We start from the raw sequence: 25544 nt of genomic DNA on the forward strand, positions 1-25544 counted from the left end.
CGTGCGCGGGATAGACCACTGCGGTTGGCTGTCAATGCGACATCAGAATCGGGAGCGGCGGCTTCGACAGCAGGCTCTTCGTGGCACCACCAAGGATGAATTCGCGCAATCGCGAATGTCCATAGGCGCCCATCACGAGAACGTCGACCCGATGTGATGCCGTATAGGCTTCGAGCACCTCGCCGATCGGCCGGCCGTTGGCGTCGACCTTGTCGAGCACGACGTCGATGCCGTGTCGCGCCAGGTTTTTTGCCAGCGCTTCGGCGGAATGCTTGCTATCCAACTTCTTTTCGTTGGTGACGGTAACGATCCGCGCCTTACGCGCCTTTTCGAGCATCGGCATCGCATCAGAAATCGCCCGGGCCGCAGCACGACTGAAATCCCAGGCGATGGCGACCGTCCCCAGCTCGAACGGACGGGCCCGCGGGCTCTCCGGCAGGACGAGGGTAGGTCGACCCGATCCGAATATCACGGCTTCTGCGTACCACTGGTCGTAGCTTTCCGGCACCGGCACAATGGTGAGGTCGCGAAGCCGCGCGTAATCCGCCAGGAGATCCGGCACGGCAAAGGTCGGGCATTTCTCGAGAATGCTCTCATGCAGAATGCCGGCCTTGTTTGCGGCGACATCGAATGCAGCCAGCATGTCCCTGGCGCTCTTCCGGCTCTTTTCCATTTCGCCCGCAATGATCCCGGGAATATTGGCCGTCGATCCGGAAAGGAAATGCCCGGGCACTTCCACATGCACCTCGCAAGCTACCGCCGAAAGGTGAGCGCCAAGCGCTGTGGCGATCGCAACCGCATCCTCGGCGACCGAAACCGGGGTAGGATCGGGATAGCTCGTCAGTGTCAGCAGAATGTCCTTGAACGCCATGGGGCTCTCCTTTTTCTGGAACTACGTTACCGTGCCGTCGTTTTTGCCGTTTGATCCATCGCAAGTGGCTGCGTCGGCCGGGTCCGCGACTGCAGCCGCGGGCGCAGTAACGGCTTGAGCATTTCCAGCACGAGCAGCGCGATGACGCCGGCGCCCAGCGTCAGGGCCAGGTCGTCGGCGTGGAGAGGGCCGAACGCGAAGAGCTGGTTCGCAAACGGCCAGAGCAAGGTGAGGGCCAAGATGACGGCGACGGCGGCGAGCACCGCAGCCAAGCTCCGATTCGGCCGCCGGAGCGCGGCAAGCAGCGATGCGCTGAAGGAGCGGTTGACCAGGATGAGGCTGACGATCACGATGATCAGCGAAAAGAACGTCAGCGCCCGCACTTCGGGTACCGGCATTCCCCATCGCAGCGCCGCGACGAAAATGGCCCCCACGACCACAAACGCCAGCAGTCCCTGCAGCAGGCTCCAGGCAACCAACGCCTGCGAGAACAGCGGCTCGTCGGGGGAGCGCGGCGGTCGCCGCATGACATCGTCCTCTTCGGTTTCGGCCTCGAACACCAGCGAGCAGACGGGATCGATCACCATTTCGAGGAAGGCAATGTGGATCGGTCCGAACAGGAGAGGCAGGCCGAACACCAGCGGCAGCAGTGCCAGGCCCGCAATGGGGATGTGGACGGCAAAGATGAAGCCCATCGCCTTGCGCAAATTGTCATAGATGCGGCGCCCAAGACGGATCGCCTTGACGATGGAGCCAAAATCATCGTCGAGCAGCACGATGGCGGAAGCTTCGCGCGCCACATCCGTTCCGCGTCCACCCATGGCGATGCCGATATGGGCAGCCTTCAGCGAAGGCGCATCATTGACGCCATCGCCGGTCATTGCGACAACCTCGCCGTTGCCCTTGTAGGCGTTGACGATACGCAGTTTCTGGTTCGGCGAGATCCGTGCAAAGACACTTGCTGTCCGCACCCGGCCGGCCAGTTCGGCCTCGCTCAACTTCTCGAGCTGTTCGCCAGTCACGAGTTCGCCACGCGCGAGCCCGGCCTGATGGGCGATCGCGTTTGCGGTCGCCGGATAGTCACCGGTGATCATGACGGCTTTGATCCCGGCGGACCGGCATTCGCGGACCGCCTCGACGACGCTGGCGCGCAGCGGATCGGCAAGGCCGACAAGTCCCAGGAACTCAAAGCCCAGTTCGCGCGGCGACGCGGGCCAGTGCGGTCCGGCGTGAGTGGCGCGCGCAACGCCCAGCACACGCAGGCCAGCGGAGGCCATCACATCAATGGATTGCGTCAGCATGGTGCGGTCGGCTGCGCTGAGCCGGCACAGACCTGCGATCGCTTCGGGAGCGCCCTTCGTGGCGACGAGGTATTCCCGCCTGTCGCCATCCGTTTGCCAGATATGGGTTACGGCGAGGAGATCGGGTCGAAGACCATAGGTATGCACCAGTTTCCAGCGTGGATGCGGATACGAAGCCTCGGTCAACCGCTCCCGCGCCAGAGTATGGAACGCCCGCTCCATCGGGTCGAACGGATCGGGCGCGCTCGCGAGCAGGCCAAACTCGCTCAGTTCATGGAACTGTGGTGGCATGTCTGCTCCGGCTTGCGGGCGGAAGACGTTTCCATCCTTCAGCCGCAACTCGACGATCGTCATCCGGTTTTCCGTGAGAGTCCCGGTCTTGTCGGTGCACAGGACGGTGGCAGAGCCTAGCGTCTCGATCGCCGCCGCGCGGCGCGTCAGCACGCGCGCCAGTGAAATTCGCCACGCTCCCATTGCCATGAAGACAGTCAGGACAACCGGAAACTCTTCGGGCAGCATCGACATGCCCAGCGCAATGCCGGCCAGCACGGCATCCAGCCATCCGCCGCGCATGATGCCGTAGAGCAATACCGCGAGCACGCTCACCCCGCCGCCGAGAACGGCGAACAGCCGGACGACGCGCCGTGTCTGCGCCTGCAGGCGCGGCGGTTCGGTTTCGAGATTGGCCAGCGATTGGCCAATCTTGCCGATCTCGCTTTGCACGCCGATAGCGGTTACTTCCGCCAGCCCCGAGCCCTGCACCACCAGCGAGCCGGAGAACACCTGCGGCAGGCCGTCGCCTCCCGGAGGTTGCGGTACGGATGTGGTGCGATCATCCCAGGCGACCTTGCGCACGGGCACGGATTCGCCGGTCAACATCGACTCGTCGGCCTGCAGATCGCCGCAGCGCAAAAGGATGGCGTCCGCGGGCACGCGGTCGCCTTCGGATAGAACGACGAGGTCGCCGCGCACCACGTCTCGACCTGCAATCCGCTTGCGCTCACCGTCGCGAATGACGAGCGCGCGGGGACTGGTGAGGTCGCGTAACGCTTCCAGCACGCGCTCGGTCCGCGTCTCCTGCACCACGGTGATCACGATCGACATGGTCGCGAAGGCAACCAGGATGATCGCCTCTTTCAGGTCGCCAAGCGCCAGGTAAACGACGCCGCCGACCAGGAGCAGCGCCAGCATCGGCTCGCGCAGCACCTCGATCGCTATTCGAAACGGCGTACGCCGATCCGGTTGGGGGAGCTCGTTGTGCCCCTCGGCCTGCAGCCGCGCCGCTGCCTCGGCTTCACTGAGGCCGGAAAACGGTTTCATTTCTTAGAGATACGATACTGCCGTCACCCGATAGGTGTGCATCTTGCCGCCTTCGTTGAGCGAAACATATTCGCCGACCAGGAAGCGTTCGTCCGCGAAGTGATAGCCGACGTCGTCGGGCACGCTGATCTCGCCGTCGTCATAGTGGAAAGCCCAGCCGCCACCGGGACGGTGAACCAGGTGACCGTGCTTGTCCTGCTCGTCCGGGCGCTGGCGCACGACCCGGCAAGCATCGCGACGCTCGCGCCACAGTCTTGCATCGATGCGGTCCGCGGAATCGAGCGGCGCCACGATGATATAGGCCACCTCGGCGTCGCCGTCGGGATGGCCGGGCTCGCGGGCCAGCGCAAGACGGAATTGCCGGAATTGCGGCGGCAGGGAAGCGTTGAGAATCGGATTCGGCTGGGTCTTGGCTCTGATCTTCGACATCTCGCATGGCTCCTGGTTTTTCTGGCATGAGGCGATTGCTTCCGCCGTAGTCAGCTCGGCTCAGCCGAGGCCTTAGGCACGGGGGCAGTCGCCCTGGATTTCTTGAGGCTCTTGACGATGATCGTAATCAGCGGCACCAGCACCAATGGCAGCACGCTGTTCAGGGGATGCTGCACCATGCCGGTGAATTGCGATTGCAGGGCGCGGGCCTCGCCTTGCAAGGCCTCGACCGCGGAGCCGTGAATTTCGGTCGCCAGTTCGAGCTCGCGGCCTGCGGCAGGTCTTCCGCCAGCGACGAACAAGACGGCCGCAATCACGAAATTGGCGGTGCCGAGAATTGCTGCCGCGGAAATCGCGCTCCAGATCTGCACCAGCGCGAAATAGGCCGAGAGCTCCAGCATCAACAGGCCGAAGGCCGCAATCAGCGCCGCGAACGCCCGCAAGCCGAGCCCAACCAGCATGTGCCGCATCCGGATCTCCGCGATGATGCGATCGGTGCGCCAGAGTGCGCGCAAATGCTTGACGACGTTCTCGCTGTTCACGTTAGTGCCTCCTCAGCATGAAACCGATCGCGACGCCGAGCGCGAAGGCGGATGCTAGCGCTGCAATCGGCCGCTCTGCGATCAACCTCTCGACATGCTCCTCTTCCTCGCCCAAGGTTTCGCCGAGTTCGCGCAGGGCCGCTTTGATCGGCTCGACGAGTGCCTCAGATCGGTTGCTTGCGGCCCCGAGCCTATCGTCGGCATGCATGTTCAGGAGTCGTGACGCCTCGCTCTTGAGCGCCTGCAACTCTTCACCCAGCTCGCCTGATTTGAACATCGCGCTCGCCCATTTTCCCTTGCCTTTCGAATTCTAGGCGAGGCAGCACGAATGCCCTTTGACTTGGGTCAACCGTGATAGGCGCATCCGGTGCTTTGAGGCAGGTCAACATGGATGCCGCGCCTGCGGCCTAGAGAATGAGAGCTATCTGATTGAGGAAATATCATCTTGGCGACCGCACCTCTGCTAACGGTGACGCCATCGGGCGATGCGCTTGAGGTGCGTCCAGGCGGCTCCTGGACGGCTTCGAATGCAGCGACGCTCGAACAGCTTTCCAATGACATCGCGCCGCAGCTCGATCGAGCCGCTGCCGTCAAGGTCGATATGGCCGGGGTGCGCGAACTCGACACGCTCGGCGCCTGGTTATTGGAGAAGATGTCGCGGCGGGTCACTTCCGTCGGTCACCGCGCCGACATCATCGGTATTGCCGACAATTATGCCGGCCTGATCGACGAGGTTCGCCAGGTCAACCGGCGAACGCCCGCGGCGGCACCGGCGCGCAATCCCGTCGTGGCAAAGCTCGGCGATATCGGCCGCGCGACGATCGGTTCGAGCGAAGATATCGCCGCATTCCTGCAGATGCTGGGCTCGCTGTGCATCGCCATCCTGGGCGTCCTGCGGCGGCCGCGATCGCTGCGGCTGACGTCGCTGACCTACCAGCTCTATCGCGTCGGCTGGCAGGCGATACCTATCGTCGTGCTGATCACCTTCCTGATCGGCGCCATCATTGCGCAGCAGGGCATTTTCCATTTCCGCAAGTTCGGCGCGGATTCCTATGTCGTCGACATGGTCGGCATTCTCGTGCTGCGCGAACTCGGCGTTCTGATCGTCGCCATCATGGTCGCGGGACGTTCGGGTAGCGCCTATACCGCCGAACTCGGCTCGATGAAGATGCGCGAGGAGATCGACGCGCTGTCGACGATGGGGCTGGATCCGATCGAAGTTCTGATGCTGCCGCGGATCCTGGCGCTGGCTTGCGCGCTGCCGATCCTGAGCTTCATCGGCTCGATGGCGGCGCTCTACGGCGGCGGCCTCGTCGCCTGGTTCTACGGCGGCATGGGGCCGGCGATCTTCCTCGCGCGGCTGCATGACGCCGTCTCCGTCACCCATTTCGAGGTCGGGATCATCAAGGCGCCGTTCATGGCGCTGGTGATCGGCATCGTCGCCTGCAGCGAAGGCCTGCGCGTGAAGGGCAGTGCCGAGTCGCTCGGCAAGCAGACCACCACATCGGTGGTCAAATCGATCTTCCTGGTCATCGTGCTCGACGGCGTCTTCGCCGTGTTCTTTGCATCGATCGGAATGTAGCGATGCAGGAAGCCTCCGAACCGTTTGCCATTCGCGTACGCGATCTCGTGGTCGGATTCCGCCGGCACGTCGTGATCGACCACCTCGCGCTTGACGTCCGCCGGGGCGAGATTCTCGGCCTGGTCGGCGCTTCCGGCGGCGGCAAGTCGGTGCTGATGCGAACCATCATCGGCCTGATCCCTCGGCAGGGTGGCGAGATCGAGGTGATGGGCTCGCCGATCGATCACGACCGCGCCACACGAGGTGCGGCCGGGCGATGGGGCATCCTGTTTCAGCAGGGGGCGCTGTTCTCGTCGCTCACCGTACGGCAGAACATCCAGTTTCCGCTGCGCGAAAATCTCGTGCTATCCGAAGCGTTGATGGACGAGATCGCGACCGCCAAGCTCGAAATGGTCGGGCTCAAGCCGGAGGACGGCGACAAGTTTCCTTCCGAATTGTCCGGCGGCATGACCAAGCGCGTGGCGCTGGCGCGTGCGCTCGCGCTCGATCCCGCGATCGTGTTTCTCGACGAGCCGACCTCGGGACTCGATCCGATCGCGGCCGGCGATTTCGATGCGCTGATCAAGACATTGCAGCAAACGCTTGGTTTGACAGTGTTCATGGTCACCCATGACCTCGCCAGCCTCAATACTGTCTGTGACCGCGTCGCGGCGCTGGCCGACGGCAAGATTGTCGCCATTGGTCCGATGCACGAACTGCTTCAATCCGAGCATCCCTGGGTGCGGGCCTATTTCCACGGCAAGCGTTCCCGGATGCTGCAACCCAGAGCGAGCTAACGAGATGGAAACCCGCGCTCCCTTCGTCATTGTCGGCGCCTTCGTGCTGGCGGCCATCTTGGCCGTATTCGGCTTCGTCTATTGGCTGCAAAACACCGGCGGGCTCGGCCCACGCTCCAGCTATCGCGCGCAGTTCGACGGTTCGGTGCCCGGACTGCTTGTCGGCGCAGCAGTGCTGTTCAATGGCATTCGGGTCGGCGAGGTGACGGAGCTCGGGCTTGCGCCAGGCAACCCGCGCGGCGTCAATGCGACCATCTCGGTTGCTTCGACCACGCCGGTGCGCGCTGATACCAAGGTCGGCTTGGAGTTCCAGGGCCTTACCGGCGTGCCCGTGATTGCACTCGAAGGCGGCACGCAGGTCGCGCAGAGCGGCGCGATACCGACGCTGGTCGCCGAGCCGGGCGCAGGGCAGGGCATGACGCAGGCCGCGCGCGACGCGCTACGCAAGGTGGATACGGTGCTGTCGGAGAATTCGGGAGCGCTGAAGGACACGATCACCAACTTGAAGGTGTTCTCGGAGGGCCTGGCCCGTAACACCGGCAAGCTTGATGGGATCGTCGCCGGTCTCGAACGCATGACCGGGGCAACCAATCCGCCGCCGAAGATCACCTATGATCTCCGCGCGCTGCCGAGCTCGGGCCCGGCAAGCAAGGTCATCAATGTGCAGTGGGCGATTCCGGAGCCGACGGCGGTTGCGATGTTGGAGACGCAGCGCTTCCTGTTCTCGCCGGCGCAGGAATTCCCCGGATTCGCAGAGGCGATGTGGGCCGATGCGCTGCCGAAATTGATCCAGGTGCGGCTGATCGAGAGCTTTGAGAACTACGACATCGCGCATGCGCCACTCCGCATGGCCAATGTCGGGCAGACCGAATTCCAGTTGCTGATCGATGTCAGGCGGTTTCGCATCGTCATCGAATCGGGCCCTGTCGCCGAAATCGGATTGTCGGCCAGGATCGTTGACAAGAACGGCAAGATCGTCGCCTCGCACCTGTTCGAGGAACGCGAGAAGTTTGCGACAGTCGCACCGGCAGAGGCCGTCGCCGCGTTCAGCGAAGCGTTCGGCAGAATTGCAAAGAACGTGATCGCCTGGACGGTGCAGGCGTATTAGGCACGGGCCCGGCTCGGCGAGGAGCCGGGCCCGCAGCGCCACCGGCGGAATGCGCTACTCAAGCGTCTTCAGATACGCCAGCAGGTCGCCGATCTGGTCCGGCTCGAGTTGGAAGGCCGGCATCGTCGGATGGCCGGTGTAGATGCCTTCGGCCAGCGCCTCTCCGAGAGTCTCGATCGGGTAACGCTTGTGCAGTGCCCGGAACGGCGGCGCGATCTTGAGCGGGCTCGGTGAAACCTTGTCGATCGAGTGGCACTTCGCGCAGTTGTTCAGCGCGAAGGTCTTGCCACGCTGCTCCTGAGGCGAAGCCGCCGCGGCCGGAGTCAGGGTGGCGAGCGCAAATGCCAGCGGCATCAGAATTCGTCGGATCATTGCACCTTCGACTCCGTGGAAAAGCGCGGTTTTCCAGCCCAGAGCCGCACTGTGAAGGTTTAATCGCCGGCTAGTTTGATCTGGATCAATCAGCGGGCCATGGATCCGCTAGAATGAACTATATCTCCTGATGCCGGAGCGCGGGTCACGGCCAGGAGATGGAGCGTCAACGCGGCGCTTGGACGGGCAGCGGTAAATGATACGAACCATCTCTCCGAATCGGGCAAGTTTCGGGCGCTGCTCAGCCTGTACCGTCCGGTCACTCAGCATCTGCAACGCGCTTGACCAGGCCGACCTTGCAGAGTTCGAACGGATCTCCCGTCACATTCATTTCGCTCCCAATGAGGCGCTGTTCACGGCGGGCCAGATCGCGCGTTCGGTCCACAGTCTGACTGCGGGTGTCGCACGTCTGTACAAGCTGTTGCCGGATGGGCGGCGCCAGGTGATCGGCTTTGCGCTGCCGGGCGATTTTCTCGGCGTGGCGCCGTCCGATCGCTACAGCTTTTCGGCAGATGCAATCGATTCCGTGACGGTGTGCCGTCTCTCCAGGGAAGCGTTCACGCACTTCATTGAGCAGCGGTCACATTTTCTGATGCGGATCAACGAGTTCGCGGCACGGGAACTGAAGCTGGCGCAGGAGCAGATGTTGCTGCTGGGCCGGCGGACCGCGGAGGAGAAGGTCGCGTCCTTCCTCGTGGGCTGGCGGCAGCGTCTGGCTCAGATCGGCGATGAGCGACAAACCATTGCGCTGCCGATGAGCCGGCAGGATATCGCGGATTATCTGGGGCTGACGATTGAAACTGTGAGTCGGACGCTCACCCGGTTCGAGCGCGAAAAGATGCTCATTATCGTGGCCGGGGGCGTCCGGCTGCTGGACCCGAGCCGGGCTGCCGCCATGGCTGCGGCATGAGAAATCCCGCGTAAATGGCGGTGCGTTTGATCCAGGTCAAAGCCCCGCCTAAGGCCGGCCGGCATGCTGGGCTCCATCACAGGAGATCAGCCGCATGCCAACCGATTCGTTGCTCGTTACCGTCTGCGTCGTTGCGATGTTCGTGGTTTTTGCTGCGGTGCTGTTCTGGGGTGACTTCCAGACCCGGCCGAAACAATTGGCCAAGTCCTCTGCCACCAAGCGCCGCGCGTTCTGACCGCTACCCGCGCCGACACGACACGATTCAGCAGGGCCGTCTGATCTCCCTTGATTCACGTCAAGGCGCCGGGCGCGCTTTGCACTTTGGTGGCGCGCGATCCTGCGAGGTCTCGTTGTGACGATGATATCCGCCGTTACGGGAAGATTGACTGCCGCCATCGGCCGCCTGTTACGGGCAGTCGCGGCCGGGTTCGGGTGCTTGGCCGAACCGAAAAGGATCACGCGCGCGGAGTTGAACGCGTCAGAAGTCTCTCCGGAGCGAGCGAAGGTTACGCAGGCTTATCTGCCGATTGGCCCGTCCTGCTGTTGAGTTCGCACCGAGCCGCATCGCTACGAAATATGCAAAACAGCAAGAAATTGACTTCGATCAATCTCGCGGTCGCGTCGCTGTGATCAGTGAGACCCATCCGCAGAAGAGAATCTAGCCCATGACCCAATCTCCAACCGCAAAATCGATGACGCACGGCGAGGCCGGTCTGGTGCTGGTCTTTTCGCTCACCGCATTCTTTTGCCTGCTTGCTGTGGCCAAGGCGCAGGATACGGCGTTTGCCTTCCATGCCGCGCTGTCGTCCGCCGCCAGCCTTTGGGCGGTCATTGCGATCGTCAACCGATACTTCGCCCGTCCGGCATCGTTGCCGCCGCAGGAAATCCGTGGCCGTCCCAACTACAACATGGGCCCGATCAAGTTCGCGGCCGTCATGTCGGTGATCTGGGGTATCGCAGGATTCGCAGTCGGGGTATTGATCGCGTCCCAGCTCGCATGGCCTTCGCTGAATCTCGATCTGCCCTGGACGAGCTTTGGCCGCCTGCGGCCGCTGCATACGTCGGCGGTGATCTTTGCCTTCGGCGGCAACGTGCTGATCGCAACATCGCTCTACGTCGTGCAGAGAACCTGCCGCGTGCGCCTGGCGGGCGATCTGGCGCCCTGGTTCGTCGTCATCGGCTACAACTTCTTCATCCTGATTGCCGGCACCGGCTATCTGCTGGGCGTCACCCAATCCAAGGAATATGCCGAGCCGGAGTGGTATGCCGACCTGTGGCTGACGATCGTCTGGGTGGTGTATCTGCTGGTCTTCCTGGTGACGATCATCAAGCGGAAAGAACCGCACATCTTTGTCGCCAACTGGTTCTATCTCGCCTTCATCGTCACCATCGCTGTCCTGCATCTCGGCAACAACCCGGCGCTGCCAGTCTCGGTGTTCGGCTCGAAGTCCTATATTGCATGGGGCGGCGTGCAGGACGCCATGTTCCAGTGGTGGTACGGGCATAACGCGGTCGGCTTCTTCCTGACCGCCGGCTTCCTCGCCATCATGTATTACTTCATTCCGAAACGCGCGGAGCGGCCGGTCTATTCCTATCGACTCTCGATCATTCATTTCTGGGCGATCATCTTTCTGTACATCTGGGCCGGCCCGCACCATCTGCACTACACGGCACTGCCGGACTGGGCGCAGACGCTTGGCATGACGTTCTCGATCATGCTGTGGATGCCGTCGTGGGGCGGCATGATCAACGGACTGATGACGCTGTCGGGTGCCTGGGACAAGCTGCGGACGGACCCGGTGCTCCGCATGCTGGTCGTGTCGGTCGCGTTCTACGGCATGGCGACCTTCGAAGGTCCGCTGATGTCGGTCAAGGTCGTGAATTCGCTCAGCCACTACACCGACTGGACCATCGGTCACGTGCACGCCGGCGCGCTCGGCTGGGTCGGGTTCGTTTCGTTCGGCGCGCTGTATTGCCTCGTTCCCTGGCTGTGGGATCGCAAGGGGCTCTACAGCCTGAAACTGGTCAACTGGCACTTCTGGACCGCCACCATCGGCATCGTGCTCTACATCTCGGCGATGTGGGTGTCGGGAATTTTGCAGGGCCTGATGTGGCGCGCCTACACCTCGCTCGGTTTCCTCGAATATTCCTTCATCGAAACCGTGGAGGCGATGCATCCCTTCTACATCATCCGTGCCGCAGGCGGAGCGCTGTTCCTGATCGGGTCGTTGATCATGGCCTATAATCTCTGGATGACGGTGCGCGTTGGCAAAGCGGAAGTGCAAGCGCCCGTCGCTCTTCAGCCGGCGGAATGAGGAGCACAGAAATGTCTTTCTGGTCACGACATCAAATTTTCGAAAAGAACTCGATCGTGCTGGTCGCGGGAATCCTCGTGGTGATCGCGATCGGCGGCCTGGTCGAGATCACCCCGCTGTTCTACCTCAAGAGCACGATCGAAAAAGTCGACGGCGTCAGGCCATACACGCCGCTCGAGCTTGCGGGCCGCAACGTTTATGTTCGCGAGGGCTGCTATCTCTGCCACTCGCAGATGGTCCGGCCGTTGCGTGATGAAATCGAGCGTTACGGCCACTATTCGCTCGCCGCCGAGAGCATGTACGACCACCCGTTCCAGTGGGGATCCAAGCGTACGGGTCCCGATCTCGCTCGCGTCGGCGGCAAATACTCCGACGAATGGCACGTTACGCATCTGAACAATCCGCGCGCGATCGTGCCGCAATCGGTGATGCCCGGTTACGCCTTCCTGTCGCAGACGGAAGTCGACGAGGCCAGCGTCGCGGCTCATCTCCGCGCTAACCGTGCGGTCGGCGTCCCCTATTCGGAGGACCAGGTCGCCAACGCCGTCGCCGATCTCAAGGCGCAGGCCGATCCTGACAACGCCGGCGTCGATGCGTTCACCAAGCGCTACCCGAAGGCGGTTGCCCGCAATTTTGACAGCAAGGGCGGCGCGCCGACCGAAATGGATGCGCTGGTCGCGTACCTGCAGATGCTCGGCACGCTGGTCGACTTCAAGCTTTACAACGAAAAAGCAAATCTTCGCTGAGCAAAACTCGCTGAGAAAGTAGAACGATGAAAGCAATTCTCGCCGTCCACAATATCGCGTCGGATCTCGTTACATCGGTCTGGACGCCGATCTTCGTCGGAATCTTCATCGCCATCGTGACCTACGCCCTTTGGCCGCGCAACCAGGCCGTCTTCGACGAAGCGGCGAAAATGCCCTTGCGCGAGGAGTGAGCCGATCATGACCGAACACAGCGATATCGATCACGTTTCCGGAAGGGCGACCACCGGCCACGAGTGGGACGGCATCAAGGAGCTCAACACTCCGCTGCCGCGATGGTGGGTGATCACCTTCTATCTGACCATTCTCTGGGCGATCGGCTATTGGATCGTCTATCCCGCGTGGCCGCTGCTCTGGAGTCACACGACCGGCATCTGGAATTACTCCACCCGCGCCGAGGTCGCTACCGATCTCGCCAATCTGGAAAAAATCCGCGGCGACAAGATGGTCGCACTCGGTGCCGCCTCGCTCGAGGAAATCGAGAAGAATCCTGCCTTGCTGGCGCTCGCACGCGCCCGGGGCAAGACGGTATTCGGCGACAATTGCGCGCCTTGCCACGGCAGCGGCGGCGCAGGCGCGAAGGGGTATCCCAACCTCAACGACGACGAATGGCTGTGGGGCGGAAGCCTCGACCAGATCATGCAGACGATCCAGTTCGGCGCCCGCTCCGGGCATCAGAAGGCGCATGAGGGTGCCATGCTGGCGTTCGGCAAGGATGGGGTCCTCAAGAAGGACGAGATCGTCACCGTCGCAAACTACGTCAGGTCGCTGTCGGGGCTGCCGACGGCTGCGGGTTACAACGCAGCGGCCGGCGCGAAGATCTTCGCTGACAATTGCGCCTCATGCCATGGCGAAAACGGCAAGGGGAACCAGGAACTCGGCGCGCCCAACTTGACCGACAAGATTTGGCTCTATGGATCGGACGAGGCGACGCTGGTCGAAACCATCAGCAACGGACGTGCCGGCGTCATGCCTGCCTGGGTCGGTCGTCTCGATCCTTCCACGATCAAGGCGCTGACGGTCTACGTCCACTCGCTCGGCGGAGGCAAATAGCGGCCAGGCGATGCTGCGTCGCCGTTCCATTTGAGGTGGATCAAACGCGGCTTCGGGGCTGGGTCTAGAGTGAACTCCTGAGGCGAGATCAACCCAGCCATGAACAAGACCGTGAACCCGACCGACCTGCAGCTTGACGACGACGGGCCGCTTTATGCGGCCCGCAAGAAAGTCTATCCGCAGAGCGTCTCCGGAAGTTTCCGCCGGACCAAATGGGGCCTGATGGCGTTCTGCCTCGGGGTCTATTACCTGCTGCCGTTCGCGCGCTGGAATCGCGGTTTGGGTGCGCCGGACCAGGCGGTGCTGGTCGATCTGCCGAACAGCCGATTCTATTTCTTCTTCATCGAGCTTTGGCCGCAGGAAGTCTATTATTTCACCGGCCTGTTGATCGTTGCGGCGCTAACGCTGTTTCTGATGAACGCGGTCGGCGGCCGCATCTGGTGCGGCTATCTCTGCCCGCAGACAGTCTGGACCGACCTGTTCTATGCCGTCGAGCGGTGGGTCGAGGGCGACCGGCGCGAGCGGATGCGCAAGGATGCCGCCAAGGGCACCATCACATTCCGGCGCGCCGGCGAAATCGCACTGAAGCATTCGATCTGGCTGATGATCGCCTGGTGGACCGGCGGCGCCTGGGTGCTGTATTTCACCGATGCCCCGACGCTGGTATGGCAGCTTCTCACGTTCCAGGCGCCGATGATCGCCTACATCTGGATCGGCATCCTCACGGCCACGACCTACATCTTCGCCGGCTGGATGCGCGAGCAGGTCTGCGTCTATATGTGTCCGTGGCCGCGCATTCAGGCCGCGCTCACCGACGAATGGGCGCTCAACGTCACCTACAAATACGACCGCGGCGAAGCGCGCACATCGCTGAAGAAGGCGACCGATTTGCGCGCGCTCGGCCAGCCGGTCGGCGATTGCATCGACTGCTATCAATGCGTAGCCGTCTGCCCAACCGGCATCGATATCCGCAACGGGCCGCAGCTCGACTGCATCCAGTGCGGTCTGTGCATCGATGCCTGCGACACGGTGATGACCAAGATCGGCCGGGAGACCCGTCTCATCGGCTACGACAATGACATCAACATTCACCGACGACAGGAAGGCAAGCCGCCGATCTATCGGATCGTACGTCCGCGCACCATTACGTATGCAGCCTTGATTGCTGCCGTCGGCGCGGTGATGCTGTATGCGCTGCTGACGCGGTCGCTGCTTGACATCAACGTGCTGCATGACCGCAATCCGGTCGCGGTAAAACTCTCCGATGGATCGATCCGCAATGCCTACACTGTTCGGCTGCTGAACAAGCGGGGCTTCGACCGCGTTATCGCGATCGACGCGGATGGTCCCATCAACGCCACGCTTCACGTCGTCGGCGCCGATTCCGTGACGCAGGATCGGCCCATGATCATCCTGGCACGCGATACGACGACCGAACTGCGGCTCTTGGTAACGGCGCCCGCGGAGAACAATCCCGAAAAATCCGTGCCGGTGCATTTCCGCGTCACCGATATTGGGCTCGGCGAGGTCGCTTCCGCCACCGATCATTTTGTGTCGCCGTGATGTCCCTGAGGAGCATTGACATGAGCCGTGCACAGCAGCCAAGGCCAATCACCGGGCGGATGGTGTTCTTCATGATGGTGGCGTTCTTCGGCGTCGTGATCGGCGTCAACCTCGTCATGATGCGGCTTGCCATCCAGACCTTGCCCGGCACCGAGGTCGACAGCGCCTACAGCGCCAGCCTCGCTTATCAAAAGGAGATCGCCACCGCCCAAGCCCAGAGCGCGCGCAACTGGAAGGTCGATGCCCATGTTGAACGCAGCGGGCAGGGTGGCGCGACGCTGCAGATCGAGGCGCGCGACAATTTCGGCCGGCCGATGTCCGGCGTGAAATTCCAGGGCCGGTTCGAGCGGCCCACCGACCGGCGGGCCGATCAGCTCGTTGCGCTCGCGGAAGTGGGAATCGGCATCTATCGCGGGAGCGCGGAAGCCATTGCGCCGGGCCAATGGGATCTGGTGCTCGAGGGCGTCGCATCGGGACAGCGGCTGTTTCTGTCCAGGAACCGCGTGTCGTTGAATTAGAGCATGATCCGGACCCGCAGGGCCGCGTTAGCGCAAAGTGGAAACCGGTTTTCCGAAAAGATCATGCAAAAATAAAGAGACCGCATCATGCAGGCGACGCGAGACTTTTCACATTATGTCCGGCATCTCGGGTCGGGGCTGTCGCATATCGATCTGGCCGTGGAAGGCGTCAATTGCGCCGGCTGCATGTCGAAAATCGAGCGCGGCCTTTCCGCGCTTCCGGACGTGACGCTGGCGCGTGTCAACCTGACCGACCGTCGCGTGGCGTTGGAATGGAAGGAGGGTACGCTCGACCCGGCCCGCTTCATCGATAGGTTGGCCGAGCTTGGCTACAAGGCCTATCCGTTCGAGCCGGTGCGCGCCGAAGCCGTCGAGACGGAGCAGGCGAGCTTTCTGCTCCGCTGCCTCGGCGTCGCCGCCTTTGCTGCGATGAACATCATGATGCTGTCGATTCCCGTGTGGTCCGGCAATGTCAGCGACATGATCCCGGAACAGCGCGATTTCTTCCACTGGCTGTCGGCGCTGATTGCCTTGCCCGCGGCGGCCTATTCGGGGCAGCCCTTCTTCAGATCCGCCTGGCAGGCTTTGCGCGCGCGACGCACCAACATGGATGTGCCGATCAGCATCGGCATCGTGCTGGCGCTCGCGATGTCGGTTATGGAGACGATCCACCACGCGGAACATGCCTATTTCGACGCCGCGCTGATGCTGCTCGCCTTCCTGCTGGCGGGCCGCTATCTCGATCAAAGCATGCGCCGCAAGACGCGGGCGGTCGCCGGAAACCTCGCCGCACTGAAGGCCGAAACGGCAACCAAGTTCATCAGCGCCGACGAAATCAGCGTCGTGCCGATCGCGGCGGTGCGGACTGGCGACATCGTCCTGCTGCGTCCGGGCGAGCGCTCTGCTGTCGACGGCGCCGTGATCGAGGGGCAGTCCAAGATCGACCAGAGCCTGATCACGGGCGAAACCTTGCCCGCGAAGGCGGGGCCGGGCACTCCTGTCTATGCGGGCACGCTCAATCTGTCGGGCGCCTTGCGGGTTCGGGTATCGGCGGCGTCCGAAGGCACGTTGCTGGCGGAGATCAGCCGGCTGCTCGACAACGCCGTGCAGGCGCGCTCCCGCTACGTGCAACTCGCCGACCGTGCGTCGCGGCTCTATGCCCCGGTCGTGCATGCGGCCGCGCTCCTGACCATGCTGGGCTGGGCCGCGATCGGCGCCACCTGGCACGATGCGATCGTCACGGCGATCTCGGTTCTCATCATTACCTGCCCCTGTGCGCTCGGGCTTGCGATCCCGGCGGTGCAGACCGTCGTGTCGGGCGCCATGTTCCGCACCGGCGTGCTGCTCAATTCAGGCGATGCCATCGAGCGGCTGGCCGAAGTCGATCGTGTCGTGTTCGACAAGACGGGTACGCTGACGTTGCCGGAGCTCGACGTCACCAATGCCATCGATATTCCGAAAGACGTGTTCGAACTGGCCGGGCGGCTCGCGCTTGCCAGCCATCATCCGGTCGCCGCCGCGGTGGCTCGCGCCTCCGGAGCGAGGACGCCATTGGCCGGGATTGAGGAGGTGGCAGGCCAAGGCGTCCGCGGCTTCGTCAACGGGCTCGAAATCCGGCTGGGCAGGCCGTCGTTCTGCGGCGCGGACCAGATCGCCAACGAGATCCTGTGCCGGGATCCCGAGGCATCCGTCGTCGCCTTCCGTCACGGCGAGACGCGGCACGTCTTCGCCGTGCGCCAGCGCCTGCGCCCCGATGCGGCGGCCGCCATTGCCACGCTTCTCAAGACCGGGATCGAAGTCGAGATTCTGTCCGGCGATCGCGAGCCAGCCGTACGCCATGCGGCCGAACAGCTCGGTATTCATGAATGGCGCGCGGGCGTCACGCCGGCGGACAAGATTGCCCGCATCGAGGAATTGAAGCGGCAGGGCGTCAAGGTCCTGATGGTCGGCGATGGCATGAACGACGCGCCGGCGCTCGCAGCCGCGCACGTCTCGATGTCACCGGTCAGCGCGACCCATTTGAGCCAGGCGACCGCCGATCTGGTGTTCCTCGGCGATCGCCTTGCACCCGTCGTCGCGGCCATCGGCTTCGCGCGGAAAGCGCTGCGGTTGATGCGGCAGAATCTTTGGCTGGCAGCAGGTTACAACCTATTTGCCGTGCCGCTCGCAATCGCAGGCCTCGCCACGCCGCTGGTCGCTGCCGCCGCCATGTCGGGTTCGTCATTGCTGGTGATCTTGAATGCGCTGCGCGCGCATCGCGGCGCCAGGGAGTTTTGCTGATGGAAGTTTTGGTATTCCTCGTGCCGCTGGCACTCACGCTCGGCGCCATCGGCCTGATGGGTTTCCTCTGGTCGCTCAAGAACGGCCAATACGACGATCTCGAAGGGGCCGGTTGGCGCGCGATTGCTGATGATGAACCGGTTTTCGAGGAGAGGGCGCCTTCGACGGGGAGCGGGCCTCGCTAGGGCGCTATGGCGGTCCGATGACGAGTTCGCGGTGCCCGCGTGGCGAGGCCCGTCAAACCAGTTCTGATCGTCGATAGGCGGCAAATCCCAGGCTTGCGAACCCAATCAGCAGCATTGCCCACGTGGAGGGTTCGGGGACAGGAGCAGCAATCGCCAGTTCCGAGCCCTGAAAAAGAAACTGGATTGCATGGATATCTGCCGGGATGTTGAAGGACAGCCTTATCTCGGCAGGCGGACAGATACCATTATCGCAAAATACAAAAGAGAATATACCGTCGCTTTCAAATGGTGCATTTGTCAGGCCATCTTCAGGCCTGTTGAGAAAGTCGAACCGAAACGCATATTGCGAATAACAAATATTGGAAAAATAACAGCCGCCCCGGCCGTCAATTTCATCTGGGTACAAAAATGCTGTCCCGAAATCGACCGTGCTGTTGGGCGCTACGGAATAGACCGGACTCATGAAAACGATGCCATTCCCTCCGGTCCCGGCGACCCCGTTGGTCGTGAAGCCCGCGAGTGTACTAATGTCAAAATTCTGGATTGCTGCGTGGGTTTGCGAAGTCCAAAATAGGGCAACAGCCGCAGAGATAATCAAATTTACAAAACGCATCACTCAAAACTCCCAACGAAAGCTCTATTCCACCTTCCCGCGCCGGTTGAGTCAATCTGGAACGTACGAGGGAGGGGCAAGCCAATTGGCTTGAGTGCAAGCCGCTGCCACTAGAAGATCGCCGCGACTCGAGATTAGGTCGCTAGCGAGTCATCCTGCCGGTCGATCACGAGCCACGGAAATGAAAGAGACCGCGTCCCAAGAGGATCTGTGGCAGCAAACTATTGAATCCTAAATTCATCGAGCGTTCTTCCAGCGGCAATTAGTTTGGTGAGCCAGCGCGGCGCTTTGCCCCGTCCGGACCACGTCTCTGACGGATTATCGGGGTTTCGAAACTTTGCCTCTACCTTCGGGTATGTACGGCGCTGCGGATTTGCCGGCGAAAATTCCCTAACCCTGCGAGCGAGCTGATCGAGCCTCTGTTCGAGTTTCGTCTTCTCATACTCGATCTTGTCACTCAGGATTTCGCCGATCCTTTCGTGCAGCTCCCAGAGGTCGTCGAGCGACATCTGCTTTAGTTTGCTGTCTCTCATGTCTCCCCCAGCAAGGAGCGTGAAAGCTGATTTGGACTAACCGAATGTCTTACAAGGAAACGCCGCCTGAGGCGGCGGCGCTTCACCAAGAAACTGATCCGCGGCCTTAGGCCAGAGCGGTCGCCTGGCGCTTCCGCCGATAGGTCATGTAGCCAACACCCGCAAAGCCAAGGATCATCATGGCCCACGTGGACGGCTCCGGGACGGCGGTCAGCACGACCTCATCAAGAAGATTGCCTTGCTGATTGGAAGGCCCCGACTCCGAGAACAGGAGTTGGCCCGAAACACCGGTGAAGGTGAGGGTGTATTGGTTATACACGTTCTCAGTTGGCGTAATTGAATACGACTGGCCGCCCAAGCTGACAGTCGTCGTCTGCTGCGGTTGACCGCGCTGATTGCCCGATAGGAAGAAGGTCAATACGTAGTTGCCCAAACCGAAACTGGCGACAGACTGCAGTTGTCCGGCGGGGTTGTTGCCGCTGCCGGTGGATCCATCCAGGTCCACCGAGTTGCCTGAATACGCCAAATGGCCGAAGAACCCCGGTCCGACCAAGTCGACGGAGGGGAGCCCCGGCACGTTACCGGGTTGGGGAATAGACTGGAAGATGCCATCACCGGCCCAATTCCCTTGGGCAACGGAACTGTCAAAATTGTCCTGAAGGACGATGTTTGCCGAGGAAGTCTGAATTGTTGCCACAAGCGCGGCGGCTGCAATTAAAGGCGTCCAAATTTTCATGAAAGCACCCCTTTATTAATCTATCATTTATTACGCATTTGTCGAAACTAGGCAAGCGGGAAAATTAAATAGACAATAAATTCCCCCGCATTTTCGGTCTCGAGTCGTCCGTGATCTTCCGGGCAGTCGCATCGATCACGAGCCCCTCGGGAGTTGAACTCCGCCGCGTGAACAACGTGGACTTGGCGCGTCAAGAAGTGCTCAGCTATGATCGTTGAGCACGTACCAATCGTCGAACATTGTCAGGCGCTCCAGGACGCGCTGATAGCCTTTGGAGGTCAGAAGCCGAAAGATATCATCGCGGAACGCTCGGTAGTTGTGCTCGACGGTGATGATCTTGAATTTGCGTCGGGAGAAGTTGAAGGCGCGCAATATCTGCAGCTCGGATCCTTCGGTGTCGATCGAGAGATAGTCGATCAGCTCAGGCGCTTTGTGTTGCTCTAAGAGATCATCCAGCGATACCGTTTCGACCGCGTATTCCCTCGATTGCGCCTGGTCGGCGTGCGGGCGGAACGAGGCGATCGTTGAGAGCTCCGGCTCGGGATTTTCCGAAAAGGTGAGGGTTTTGCCGGTTTCAGTCCATACGCAGCGCAGGTCGATAATGCACCGCCGATTATTTTTGAGCCGCTCATGCGAGTTTCGGCCCGGCTCGGCGACAATGCCGCGCCAACCGTAATTTCGCTCGAGCAGGACCGTATTCGACAAGAAGTCGCCGTCAGCCGCGCCGAATTCGACGAAGTAGCCGTTTCGTTTCTCTTCGAGGGCCTGCAGGACGAACAGGTCTTGGAAGATCTGTGACTTTGAGATAGACAGATTTTCCAGCGCGTAGCGACAGAAACGCGTCTCCGACTTGTCCCGCGTCGGATCGTTGCGCTGTTCGGCTAGCATTTCCAGCACCTGCAGCGGCAGCGACGGCTGTTTTCGCCGGATCTCGTAGCCGGCCTTTTCAATAAAGGTCTTAAGAAGGCTTTTCATTATCCCCCCTTAAAAACCTAAAGGCTAGCTCAGCTTGATTTGCCGGGCTAGGCGCTTTCGGGGGAGCAGGTTTCAAGTCAACCTCGCGATGTTGGTTTATAGCGAGAACTTCAACCTGATCGACTTTCCGAGGAGATCATCGTACCTCCGAAGCGCGCGGCGACGCGACACAAACGCAAGCTATTTCAGACTCTGCATCTGGCGGCCGCGATCAGGCACCCAAAACAAAAAGACCGCCCGAAGGCGGTCTCTCGGCATTCTGATCGGGGCCGGCTGGTTGATCACGCTGCGGTAAGAGCGACCTGAATACGCCTGCGGTAGGCGAGGTAGCCAACACCGGCGAACCCAAGGATCATCATGGCCCAGGTGGACGGCTCTGGTACCGCAGAGATGTTGGCCGTCACGAACTGCGCATTATCGAAATTGTTTGAATCCCAATAATAGAGTTTGAGTTCGCCGTTCGCATTAGCCGTGCCTGCGAACGATGTTCCAATTTCGAAGAAGTTACCGGATCCTATTTTGCCTACCAATGTGCCATAGGCCGCGCTGAGACCACCCTGAGTCCAAATCCCAAAGTCAGCTCCGATTTGCGTCCCCGCCACTTCACCACTTTCATCGGTTCCAGTTGCGAAGCGATTCCCGGTTAGTCCGTCCGCGTTCGACCAGCGTGGCAGGGGACCGGCGTTCCAAAGGTCATTGATATCCACATTCACGGTAAATGCCTGACCGATAGTCAGGAAGAAGCCCGTTGAGCTGCCGACACCGCCCGAGCTGCTGTTTGCAAACGCCTCCACCACAACGGCTTGGGCAGAGGTGGAAGCACCGGCAAGCCCCGCAAACATCGCGCACGCCAACAAAGCTCGCTTGAATCTCGACTTGATCATAATTACCCCCATTTAATTCATTAGACTAAAATTACTGTCCGGCCCAAAGATTCGTGAATTAAATAGATTATTACAGTTTGTTAATCATTGGTCAATGCAGTGCGGCTGTGAACGTCCCTTGTCGCTGGGGCGCTGGCGTGCCGGCATATCAGCTTGCACTCAAAGCGGACACCAGATAGCCGCGACTCAGGCTCTGTATCTGCCGGCGCGGCCATCGGCTTCGCGCGGAAAGCGCTGCGGTTGATGCGGCAGAATCTTTGGCTGGCAGCAGGCTACAACTTATTTGCCGTGCCGCTCGCAATCCCAGGCCTCGCCACGCCGCTGGTCGCTGCCGCCGCCATGTCGGGTTCGTCGCTGCTGGTGATCTTGAACGCGCTGCGCGCATCGCGGCGCCAGCGAGTTTGGCTGATGGAAGTCTTGGTATTCCTCGTACCGCTGGCACTCACGCTCGGCGCCATCGGCCTGATGGGTTTTCTCTGGTCGCTCAAGAACGGTCAGTACGACGACCTCGAAGGGGTAGGCTGGCGCGCGATTGCTGATGACGAGCTTTTGCGGAAGAGCCGGTACCTTCGACCAGGACCGGACGCCGCTAGGCGCTATTCGATACCCGCTGTTCGGAAAGACGACTTCGCCCGCTCAAATATCTTGACGCGCTTCAAGGACACCTGCTGATCGCAATCCGACTAGGCAATCTAACCGGCGGGTAAGATTTCGTTAACCTTACGAGGGCAAGACTTTGCCTGCCGGGGCTGGGCGCATCATAAAAGGAGACTCCCATGCCAAATCTGGACGAAGCCATTCGCGAACGCGCCTACTACCTCTGGATCGCCGACGGTCAACCCGAGGGCCAGGCAGACAATTATTGGCTCAATGCTCAACGCGAAATTCTCACGACATCGGTTGAAAGCTCAGGCAGCAACGCTCCCGCTGCCGCGCCCACCGACACGGGATTAGTTGCGATGAAATCCGCTAAAAAGGCAAAAGGCGCCCGATCCGGAAAAAGCAAAACCCGCGCCGCATAGCTCCATGCGAGCATCGTCACGCGGACCGTAACGACGACAGGAGGCAGACCGTGCCGAGGGGGCAGGCCTGGTCGGCTTCGCAAGAAGGGCTACGGTGGGCCTGCCCAGCCGTTGCCAACGATCGGTCAATGCCTCAACGGCGGGCTGGCTTGGCTCGAGGAATGCAGTCGATGCGAGACCAACCCGCGTCACGCCAACCCCGCCACGCGTGCCTTGCCAATCAGGTAACTGACAAACGAAGAGCACGCGCCAATGAAAAAAATTGCATCGACTTCATCAACGGCGGCTTCGCCCGAATCCAGAAGGGCATGGCGAATTCCGCCTTCGTCGCTGGTGTAGCCGTAGATCGCTGAAAAGCCCCGCTTCAAAGCGGGGTGCATCGCGATTTGCTTTCCAGCCTGGCCAGCGCTCTCCCAAATTCGCCACTCGGCTCTAACACGCGCGCGACTGACTCGACCGCGTATGATTTGGGATACTTCGACCGGGAGCAGAAAACCCTGTAACCCCTCGACAACCCGTTCGGCTCGAGGTTGTCACCTAAGTCTTTGGTACGATCCGTTACCTATGTGTCCGGGCCGGACAAAAAGAAACTGGCGGAAGGGGTGTCCGCTGCATCGTCATCTCCTCCGGTCTGCCAACGTCTACGAAACCCTACAATAGCAGGGAAATCGCGAAATTCACAGTATCTAGTTGCCTATTGCATTCTGTGTGCGTCTACGTCATATTTGTACGTAGATTTGTTTGATCGGAGACATCATATGGCGCGCGGCCTGAACCTGCTTTCCGAGAAGTTCACCCAAAAGAAGGGCTTGAAGCCCGGACTTTACAGCGACGGTGGCGGGCTTTGCCTGCAAGTTAGCTCCTTCAACACCAAAGCTTGGGTTTTCCGGTACATGATCGCCGGCCGGGCTCGGAAGATGGGCCTGGGGGATTTCGAACTGGTCAGCCTCAAGAAGGCCAGAGAGAAGCGCAGCGCGGCCTATGCTCTCGTCAAGGATGGAGTGGACCCGATTGACGAACGGGCCGCCAGGCTGGCTGCGCAGGCCGCTGAGGCCGCCAAGGCGTTGACGTTCGGGGAGTGCGCCGAGGGCTACATCGAAGCGCACAAGGCGGGCTGGAAAAACGCCAAGCACGCCGATCAATGGCGCATGACGCTGCTCGGCATCAATCCGAAGGGCAAACCGGCCGAGCACGACTATTGCAAGACCATCCGCGGGCTGGATGTCGGCGCCATCGAGACGGCGCACGTCATGAAGATCCTGCAGCCGATCTGGAACGAGAAGACCGAGACGGCCAATCGGATCCGCGGGCGCATCGAGAAGGTTCTGGACCGCGCCAAAGCGCTTGGTCTTCGGAATGGCGAAAACCCCGCGCGCTGGGTCGGCCATCTGGACCAGCTATTGCCGGCCAAGTCTCAGGTTGCGCCGGTCGAACATCATCCGGCCATGCCTTATGCCGAGCTGCCAGCGTTCATGGCGAAGCTGCGGGCCAAGGAAGGTTCCAGTGCTCGGGCGCTGGAGTTCACCATCCTGACGGCTTGCCGTACCGGCGACACGATCGGCGCGACCCGGAAGGAGCTGAACCGGAAGGATAGTCTGTGGACGATCCCGAAGGAGCGGGTGAAGGGCAAGAAGGGCGCTCGCAAGAAGGATCACGTCATTCCGCTATCGAAAGCAGCGCTGGCTGCGCTCGATACTGAGGAGGAGGGCGACTATCTATTCCCTGGCGGCAAGGAAGGCGCCGGCCTGTCGAACGCTGCCATGTCTGAATTGCTGAAGGGCATGGGCTACTCGCCCGACTACGCGACGGTGCATGGCTTCCGATCGACCTTCAAAGACTGGTGCAGCGACATGACTTCGTTCCCCAACGAAATGTCGGAAGTGGCTCTTTCACATACGGTTTCGGACAAGGTGGAGGCCGCATACCGCCGCGGCAGCATGGTTGAGCGGCGCCGCCAGATGATGGAGGCATGGGCCAAGTTCTGTGCCGGCAAGGCAGTCGGCGGCGACAACGTTGTGGCGATCGGGGGGCGCACATGAGCGGGCGCGGCGGGGCCGGCAGAGGGCAAGGTCGCAAGCCAGCAACGCCAAATTTCTTGCAGCGGATAGCCATCGGTTCGATGTGCGAGAATCTACGCCGAGATCGGGCAGAGCAGACCGCGCTAGAGAGGGCAGAGGCGGAGCCGTACAGGGAGATTATTCGCGACCTGCAGGAAAAATTCTGGACCGAAAGAAAAGCAAGGTACGACAAGATCCAGGCCTTAAAGAAACAGGGAGCGGGGCGGATCGAACTCACCCGCGCGGTGCAGGAGTTTAAGAAATGGGAGACTGCGCAGTTTCGGAAGTTCGATGAGAAGGTGAAACCTGAGTTAGACACGAAAGGCCGGCGGCTAATCTCTCTGGCGAAATATCGACCCCGTAACATAACACGCTCGCAAGTTTGCCACGACGTTGCAAAGGAGTGTGCAGCTCTCGGATGGGGCAGGATCAGCCCTCGCAAAGTGAATGACTATTGGGGCGAGTACATCGCATTCGAGAAGATGCGAAAAACTCAGAAAGTTTGATTTCTGTATCGCTCGCGTGAGCGGCCCTGCACCAAGAGCCGTAGACAGTCCCCGTCAACCCACGTAGCCGCGCACGCGGCCACATAGACGAGGACCAGAAATGGCAAAGGCGCTACGGCTTCCGGCTGTCATGGAAGAGACCGGCTTGGCGAAGCCGACAATCTATAAGCACATCAAGACCGGCAAATTCCCGCCGGGCACGAAGCGGACCGATATTCGCATTCACACTTGGGATGCGGACGAGGTTGCTGCGTGGAAGCGCGGTGAGTGGAAACCGGCGGAGGTTGCGGTCTGATGCAGCCTCACAGTGGAAACCCCGCAACGCTGGC

26 protein-coding genes and 5 pseudogenes are annotated in these 25544 nt (G+C 61.2%); 19 read left to right on the plus strand and 12 right to left on the minus strand.

Translation table 11 applies throughout. From position 1 onward, the window contains the following. Positions 1 to 31 precede the first annotated feature (31 nt). Genes V1292_RS25420 through V1292_RS25440 form a run of 5 tightly spaced genes read right to left on the minus strand, consistent with a single transcriptional unit; the run spans position 32 to position 4740 of the window. Positions 32 to 871, minus strand: coding sequence for a universal stress protein (locus V1292_RS25420; protein WP_334375365.1), 840 nt, complete (start codon positions 869 to 871; stop codon positions 32 to 34). A 26-nt stretch (positions 872 to 897) separates the two neighbouring features. Beyond that, positions 898 to 3492 carry a cation-translocating P-type ATPase gene (locus tag V1292_RS25425; RefSeq protein ID WP_334375366.1) on the minus strand — a complete coding sequence of 865 codons (2595 nt, stop codon included), beginning with the start codon at positions 3490 to 3492 and terminating at the stop codon, positions 898 to 900. Positions 3493 to 3495: 3 nt separating this feature from the next. After that, a complete protein-coding gene (locus V1292_RS25430) occupies positions 3496 to 3921 on the minus strand; it encodes a hypothetical protein (RefSeq protein WP_334375367.1) in 426 nt (141 codons plus the stop codon). A 50-nt stretch (positions 3922 to 3971) separates the two neighbouring features. Beyond that, positions 3972 to 4463, minus strand: a complete 492-nt coding sequence (locus V1292_RS25435) for a phage holin family protein (protein ID WP_334375368.1) — start codon at positions 4461 to 4463, stop codon at positions 3972 to 3974. A gap of 1 nt (position 4464) precedes the next feature. After that, positions 4465 to 4740 (minus strand): hypothetical protein, encoded by a 276-nt coding sequence (locus V1292_RS25440; protein ID WP_334375369.1) that lies wholly within the window; start codon positions 4738 to 4740, stop codon positions 4465 to 4467. Positions 4741 to 4908: 168 nt separating this feature from the next. On the opposite strand from V1292_RS25440, the gene V1292_RS25445 reads away from it, so the two are divergent. The 3 genes from V1292_RS25445 to V1292_RS25455 are packed head-to-tail and all read left to right on the plus strand — an operon-like array spanning position 4909 to position 7929. Next, positions 4909 to 6045, plus strand: a complete 1137-nt coding sequence (locus V1292_RS25445) for an ABC transporter permease (RefSeq protein WP_334375370.1) — start codon at positions 4909 to 4911, stop codon at positions 6043 to 6045. Between the two features lie 2 nt (positions 6046 to 6047). Further along, entirely contained in the window at positions 6048 to 6821 is a 774-nt protein-coding gene (locus V1292_RS25450) for an ABC transporter ATP-binding protein (RefSeq protein WP_334375371.1), read from the plus strand. A 4-nt stretch (positions 6822 to 6825) separates the two neighbouring features. Continuing rightward, the gene (locus V1292_RS25455) at positions 6826 to 7929 is read left to right on the plus strand and encodes an ABC-type transport auxiliary lipoprotein family protein (RefSeq protein ID WP_334375372.1); all 1104 of its coding nucleotides are present in this window, start codon (positions 6826 to 6828) and stop codon (positions 7927 to 7929) included. Positions 7930 to 7983: 54 nt separating this feature from the next. Here V1292_RS25455 and V1292_RS25460 read toward each other — a convergent pair whose 3' ends face one another. Continuing rightward, a complete protein-coding gene (locus V1292_RS25460; RefSeq protein WP_334375374.1) occupies positions 7984 to 8301 on the minus strand; it encodes a c-type cytochrome in 318 nt (105 codons plus the stop codon). 196 nt (positions 8302 to 8497) lie between these two features. On the opposite strand from V1292_RS25460, the gene V1292_RS25465 reads away from it, so the two are divergent. From V1292_RS25465 to ccoS (V1292_RS25510), 10 genes are all read left to right on the plus strand, one after another. Then, on the plus strand, positions 8498 to 9211 hold the full coding sequence (locus V1292_RS25465; RefSeq protein ID WP_065744540.1) for a Crp/Fnr family transcriptional regulator: 714 nt from the start codon (positions 8498 to 8500) through the stop codon (positions 9209 to 9211). A gap of 94 nt (positions 9212 to 9305) precedes the next feature. Beyond that, positions 9306 to 9446, plus strand: coding sequence for a hypothetical protein (locus V1292_RS25470; RefSeq protein WP_334375375.1), 141 nt, complete (start codon positions 9306 to 9308; stop codon positions 9444 to 9446). 457 nt (positions 9447 to 9903) lie between these two features. Continuing rightward, positions 9904 to 11526, plus strand: a complete 1623-nt coding sequence (gene ccoN / locus V1292_RS25475; RefSeq protein ID WP_442895630.1) for a cytochrome-c oxidase, cbb3-type subunit I — start codon at positions 9904 to 9906, stop codon at positions 11524 to 11526. 11 nt (positions 11527 to 11537) lie between these two features. Next, positions 11538 to 12272, plus strand: a complete 735-nt coding sequence (gene ccoO / locus V1292_RS25480) for a cytochrome-c oxidase, cbb3-type subunit II (RefSeq protein ID WP_334375377.1) — start codon at positions 11538 to 11540, stop codon at positions 12270 to 12272. A 26-nt stretch (positions 12273 to 12298) separates the two neighbouring features. Then, positions 12299 to 12463, plus strand: coding sequence for a cbb3-type cytochrome c oxidase subunit 3 (locus V1292_RS25485; protein ID WP_334375378.1), 165 nt, complete (start codon positions 12299 to 12301; stop codon positions 12461 to 12463). A gap of 7 nt (positions 12464 to 12470) precedes the next feature. After that, positions 12471 to 13343: a cytochrome-c oxidase, cbb3-type subunit III gene (gene ccoP / locus V1292_RS25490; protein ID WP_334375379.1), complete on the plus strand. Its 873-nt coding sequence runs from the start codon at positions 12471 to 12473 to the stop codon at positions 13341 to 13343. Between the two features lie 99 nt (positions 13344 to 13442). Beyond that, entirely contained in the window at positions 13443 to 14906 is a 1464-nt protein-coding gene (gene ccoG / locus V1292_RS25495; RefSeq protein ID WP_334375380.1) for a cytochrome c oxidase accessory protein CcoG, read from the plus strand. A 20-nt stretch (positions 14907 to 14926) separates the two neighbouring features. Next, on the plus strand, positions 14927 to 15424 hold the full coding sequence (locus V1292_RS25500; protein WP_334375381.1) for a FixH family protein: 498 nt from the start codon (positions 14927 to 14929) through the stop codon (positions 15422 to 15424). A gap of 87 nt (positions 15425 to 15511) precedes the next feature. Beyond that, positions 15512 to 17704 (plus strand): heavy metal translocating P-type ATPase, encoded by a 2193-nt coding sequence (locus V1292_RS25505; RefSeq protein WP_334375382.1) that lies wholly within the window; start codon positions 15512 to 15514, stop codon positions 17702 to 17704. After that, positions 17704 to 17889 (plus strand): cbb3-type cytochrome oxidase assembly protein CcoS, encoded by a 186-nt coding sequence (gene ccoS, locus V1292_RS25510; RefSeq protein WP_334375383.1) that lies wholly within the window; start codon positions 17704 to 17706, stop codon positions 17887 to 17889. Before V1292_RS25505 ends, ccoS (V1292_RS25510) begins: the two co-directional genes overlap by 1 nt. A 52-nt stretch (positions 17890 to 17941) precedes the next feature. Here the strand turns inward: ccoS (V1292_RS25510) and V1292_RS33945 are convergent. From V1292_RS33945 to V1292_RS33955, 5 genes and pseudogenes are all read right to left on the minus strand, one after another. Beyond that, positions 17942 to 18037, minus strand: a pseudogene (locus tag V1292_RS33945) (PEPxxWA-CTERM sorting domain-containing protein); the annotation flags it as partial. A gap of 686 nt (positions 18038 to 18723) precedes the next feature. Next, positions 18724 to 19035, minus strand: coding sequence for an H-NS histone family protein (locus tag V1292_RS25520; protein ID WP_334375385.1), 312 nt, complete (start codon positions 19033 to 19035; stop codon positions 18724 to 18726). 106 nt (positions 19036 to 19141) lie between these two features. After that, a pseudogene (locus V1292_RS33950) lies at positions 19142 to 19240 on the minus strand (PEPxxWA-CTERM sorting domain-containing protein); the annotation flags it as partial. A gap of 732 nt (positions 19241 to 19972) precedes the next feature. Next, the gene (locus V1292_RS25530) at positions 19973 to 20746 is read right to left on the minus strand and encodes an FkbM family methyltransferase (protein WP_334375387.1); all 774 of its coding nucleotides are present in this window, start codon (positions 20744 to 20746) and stop codon (positions 19973 to 19975) included. Positions 20747 to 21027: 281 nt separating this feature from the next. Next, positions 21028 to 21135, minus strand: a pseudogene (locus tag V1292_RS33955) (PEPxxWA-CTERM sorting domain-containing protein); the annotation flags it as partial. Between the two features lie 618 nt (positions 21136 to 21753). Between V1292_RS33955 and V1292_RS33960 the strand changes: the two are divergent. The 3 genes and pseudogenes from V1292_RS33960 to V1292_RS25545 form a co-directional block, all read left to right on the plus strand. Beyond that, a pseudogene (locus V1292_RS33960) lies at positions 21754 to 22020 on the plus strand (copper-translocating P-type ATPase); the annotation flags it as partial. 18 nt (positions 22021 to 22038) lie between these two features. After that, positions 22039 to 22176 (plus strand): annotated as a pseudogene (ccoS, locus tag V1292_RS25540) (cbb3-type cytochrome oxidase assembly protein CcoS); the annotation flags it as partial. 230 nt (positions 22177 to 22406) lie between these two features. Further along, entirely contained in the window at positions 22407 to 22652 is a 246-nt protein-coding gene (locus V1292_RS25545; RefSeq protein ID WP_334375389.1) for a DUF2934 domain-containing protein, read from the plus strand. A 188-nt stretch (positions 22653 to 22840) separates the two neighbouring features. Here the strand turns inward: V1292_RS25545 and V1292_RS25550 are convergent, their stop codons facing one another. After that, the gene (locus tag V1292_RS25550; protein WP_334375391.1) at positions 22841 to 23032 is read right to left on the minus strand and encodes a hypothetical protein; all 192 of its coding nucleotides are present in this window, start codon (positions 23030 to 23032) and stop codon (positions 22841 to 22843) included. Between the two features lie 186 nt (positions 23033 to 23218). On the opposite strand from V1292_RS25550, the gene V1292_RS25555 reads away from it, so the two are divergent. The 3 genes from V1292_RS25555 to V1292_RS25565 all read left to right on the plus strand — a co-directional run bounded on the left by V1292_RS25555 (position 23219) and on the right by V1292_RS25565 (position 25510). Beyond that, entirely contained in the window at positions 23219 to 24691 is a 1473-nt protein-coding gene (locus V1292_RS25555) for a tyrosine-type recombinase/integrase (RefSeq protein ID WP_334375392.1), read from the plus strand. Further along, the gene (locus V1292_RS25560; protein WP_334375394.1) at positions 24688 to 25215 is read left to right on the plus strand and encodes a hypothetical protein; all 528 of its coding nucleotides are present in this window, start codon (positions 24688 to 24690) and stop codon (positions 25213 to 25215) included. The genes V1292_RS25555 and V1292_RS25560 overlap by 4 nt, the downstream gene beginning before the upstream one ends. Before the next feature lie 100 nt (positions 25216 to 25315). After that, the gene (locus tag V1292_RS25565; protein ID WP_334375395.1) at positions 25316 to 25510 is read left to right on the plus strand and encodes a helix-turn-helix transcriptional regulator; all 195 of its coding nucleotides are present in this window, start codon (positions 25316 to 25318) and stop codon (positions 25508 to 25510) included. The last annotated feature ends 34 nt before the right edge of the window (positions 25511 to 25544 follow it).

This window comes from Bradyrhizobium sp. AZCC 1719, assembly GCF_036924525.1.
Taxonomy (GTDB): domain Bacteria; phylum Pseudomonadota; class Alphaproteobacteria; order Rhizobiales; family Xanthobacteraceae; genus Bradyrhizobium.

What these genes read in the sequence shown, in the direction of transcription:
- V1292_RS25470 (WP_334375375.1), top strand. Translation starts at nt 9,306, where the DNA reads ATGCCAACCGATTCGTTGCTCGTTACCGTCTGCGTCGTTGCGATGTTC.
- ccoS (WP_334375383.1), top strand. Translation starts at nt 17,704, where the DNA reads ATGGAAGTTTTGGTATTCCTCGTGCCGCTGGCACTCACGCTCGGCGCC.
- V1292_RS25565 (WP_334375395.1), top strand. Translation starts at nt 25,316, where the DNA reads ATGGCAAAGGCGCTACGGCTTCCGGCTGTCATGGAAGAGACCGGCTTG.
- V1292_RS25520 (WP_334375385.1), bottom strand. Translation starts at nt 19,035, where the DNA reads ATGAGAGACAGCAAACTAAAGCAGATGTCGCTCGACGACCTCTGGGAG.
- V1292_RS25460 (WP_334375374.1), bottom strand. Translation starts at nt 8,301, where the DNA reads ATGATCCGACGAATTCTGATGCCGCTGGCATTTGCGCTCGCCACCCTG.
- V1292_RS25440 (WP_334375369.1), bottom strand. Translation starts at nt 4,740, where the DNA reads ATGTTCAAATCAGGCGAGCTGGGTGAAGAGTTGCAGGCGCTCAAGAGC.
- V1292_RS25505 (WP_334375382.1), top strand. Translation starts at nt 15,512, where the DNA reads ATGCAGGCGACGCGAGACTTTTCACATTATGTCCGGCATCTCGGGTCG.
- ccoO (WP_334375377.1), top strand. Translation starts at nt 11,538, where the DNA reads ATGTCTTTCTGGTCACGACATCAAATTTTCGAAAAGAACTCGATCGTG.
- V1292_RS25485 (WP_334375378.1), top strand. Translation starts at nt 12,299, where the DNA reads ATGAAAGCAATTCTCGCCGTCCACAATATCGCGTCGGATCTCGTTACA.
- ccoG (WP_334375380.1), top strand. Translation starts at nt 13,443, where the DNA reads ATGAACAAGACCGTGAACCCGACCGACCTGCAGCTTGACGACGACGGG.
- V1292_RS25425 (WP_334375366.1), bottom strand. Translation starts at nt 3,492, where the DNA reads ATGAAACCGTTTTCCGGCCTCAGTGAAGCCGAGGCAGCGGCGCGGCTG.
- V1292_RS25420 (WP_334375365.1), bottom strand. Translation starts at nt 871, where the DNA reads ATGGCGTTCAAGGACATTCTGCTGACACTGACGAGCTATCCCGATCCT.
- V1292_RS25530 (WP_334375387.1), bottom strand. Translation starts at nt 20,746, where the DNA reads ATGAAAAGCCTTCTTAAGACCTTTATTGAAAAGGCCGGCTACGAGATC.
- V1292_RS25550 (WP_334375391.1), bottom strand. Translation starts at nt 23,032, where the DNA reads ATGCACCCCGCTTTGAAGCGGGGCTTTTCAGCGATCTACGGCTACACC.
- V1292_RS25500 (WP_334375381.1), top strand. Translation starts at nt 14,927, where the DNA reads ATGAGCCGTGCACAGCAGCCAAGGCCAATCACCGGGCGGATGGTGTTC.
- ccoP (WP_334375379.1), top strand. Translation starts at nt 12,471, where the DNA reads ATGACCGAACACAGCGATATCGATCACGTTTCCGGAAGGGCGACCACC.
- V1292_RS25455 (WP_334375372.1), top strand. Translation starts at nt 6,826, where the DNA reads ATGGAAACCCGCGCTCCCTTCGTCATTGTCGGCGCCTTCGTGCTGGCG.
- V1292_RS25560 (WP_334375394.1), top strand. Translation starts at nt 24,688, where the DNA reads ATGAGCGGGCGCGGCGGGGCCGGCAGAGGGCAAGGTCGCAAGCCAGCA.
- ccoN (WP_442895630.1), top strand. Translation starts at nt 9,904, where the DNA reads ATGACGCACGGCGAGGCCGGTCTGGTGCTGGTCTTTTCGCTCACCGCA.
- V1292_RS25545 (WP_334375389.1), top strand. Translation starts at nt 22,407, where the DNA reads ATGCCAAATCTGGACGAAGCCATTCGCGAACGCGCCTACTACCTCTGG.
- V1292_RS25450 (WP_334375371.1), top strand. Translation starts at nt 6,048, where the DNA reads ATGCAGGAAGCCTCCGAACCGTTTGCCATTCGCGTACGCGATCTCGTG.
- V1292_RS25430 (WP_334375367.1), bottom strand. Translation starts at nt 3,921, where the DNA reads ATGTCGAAGATCAGAGCCAAGACCCAGCCGAATCCGATTCTCAACGCT.
- V1292_RS25465 (WP_065744540.1), top strand. Translation starts at nt 8,498, where the DNA reads ATGATACGAACCATCTCTCCGAATCGGGCAAGTTTCGGGCGCTGCTCA.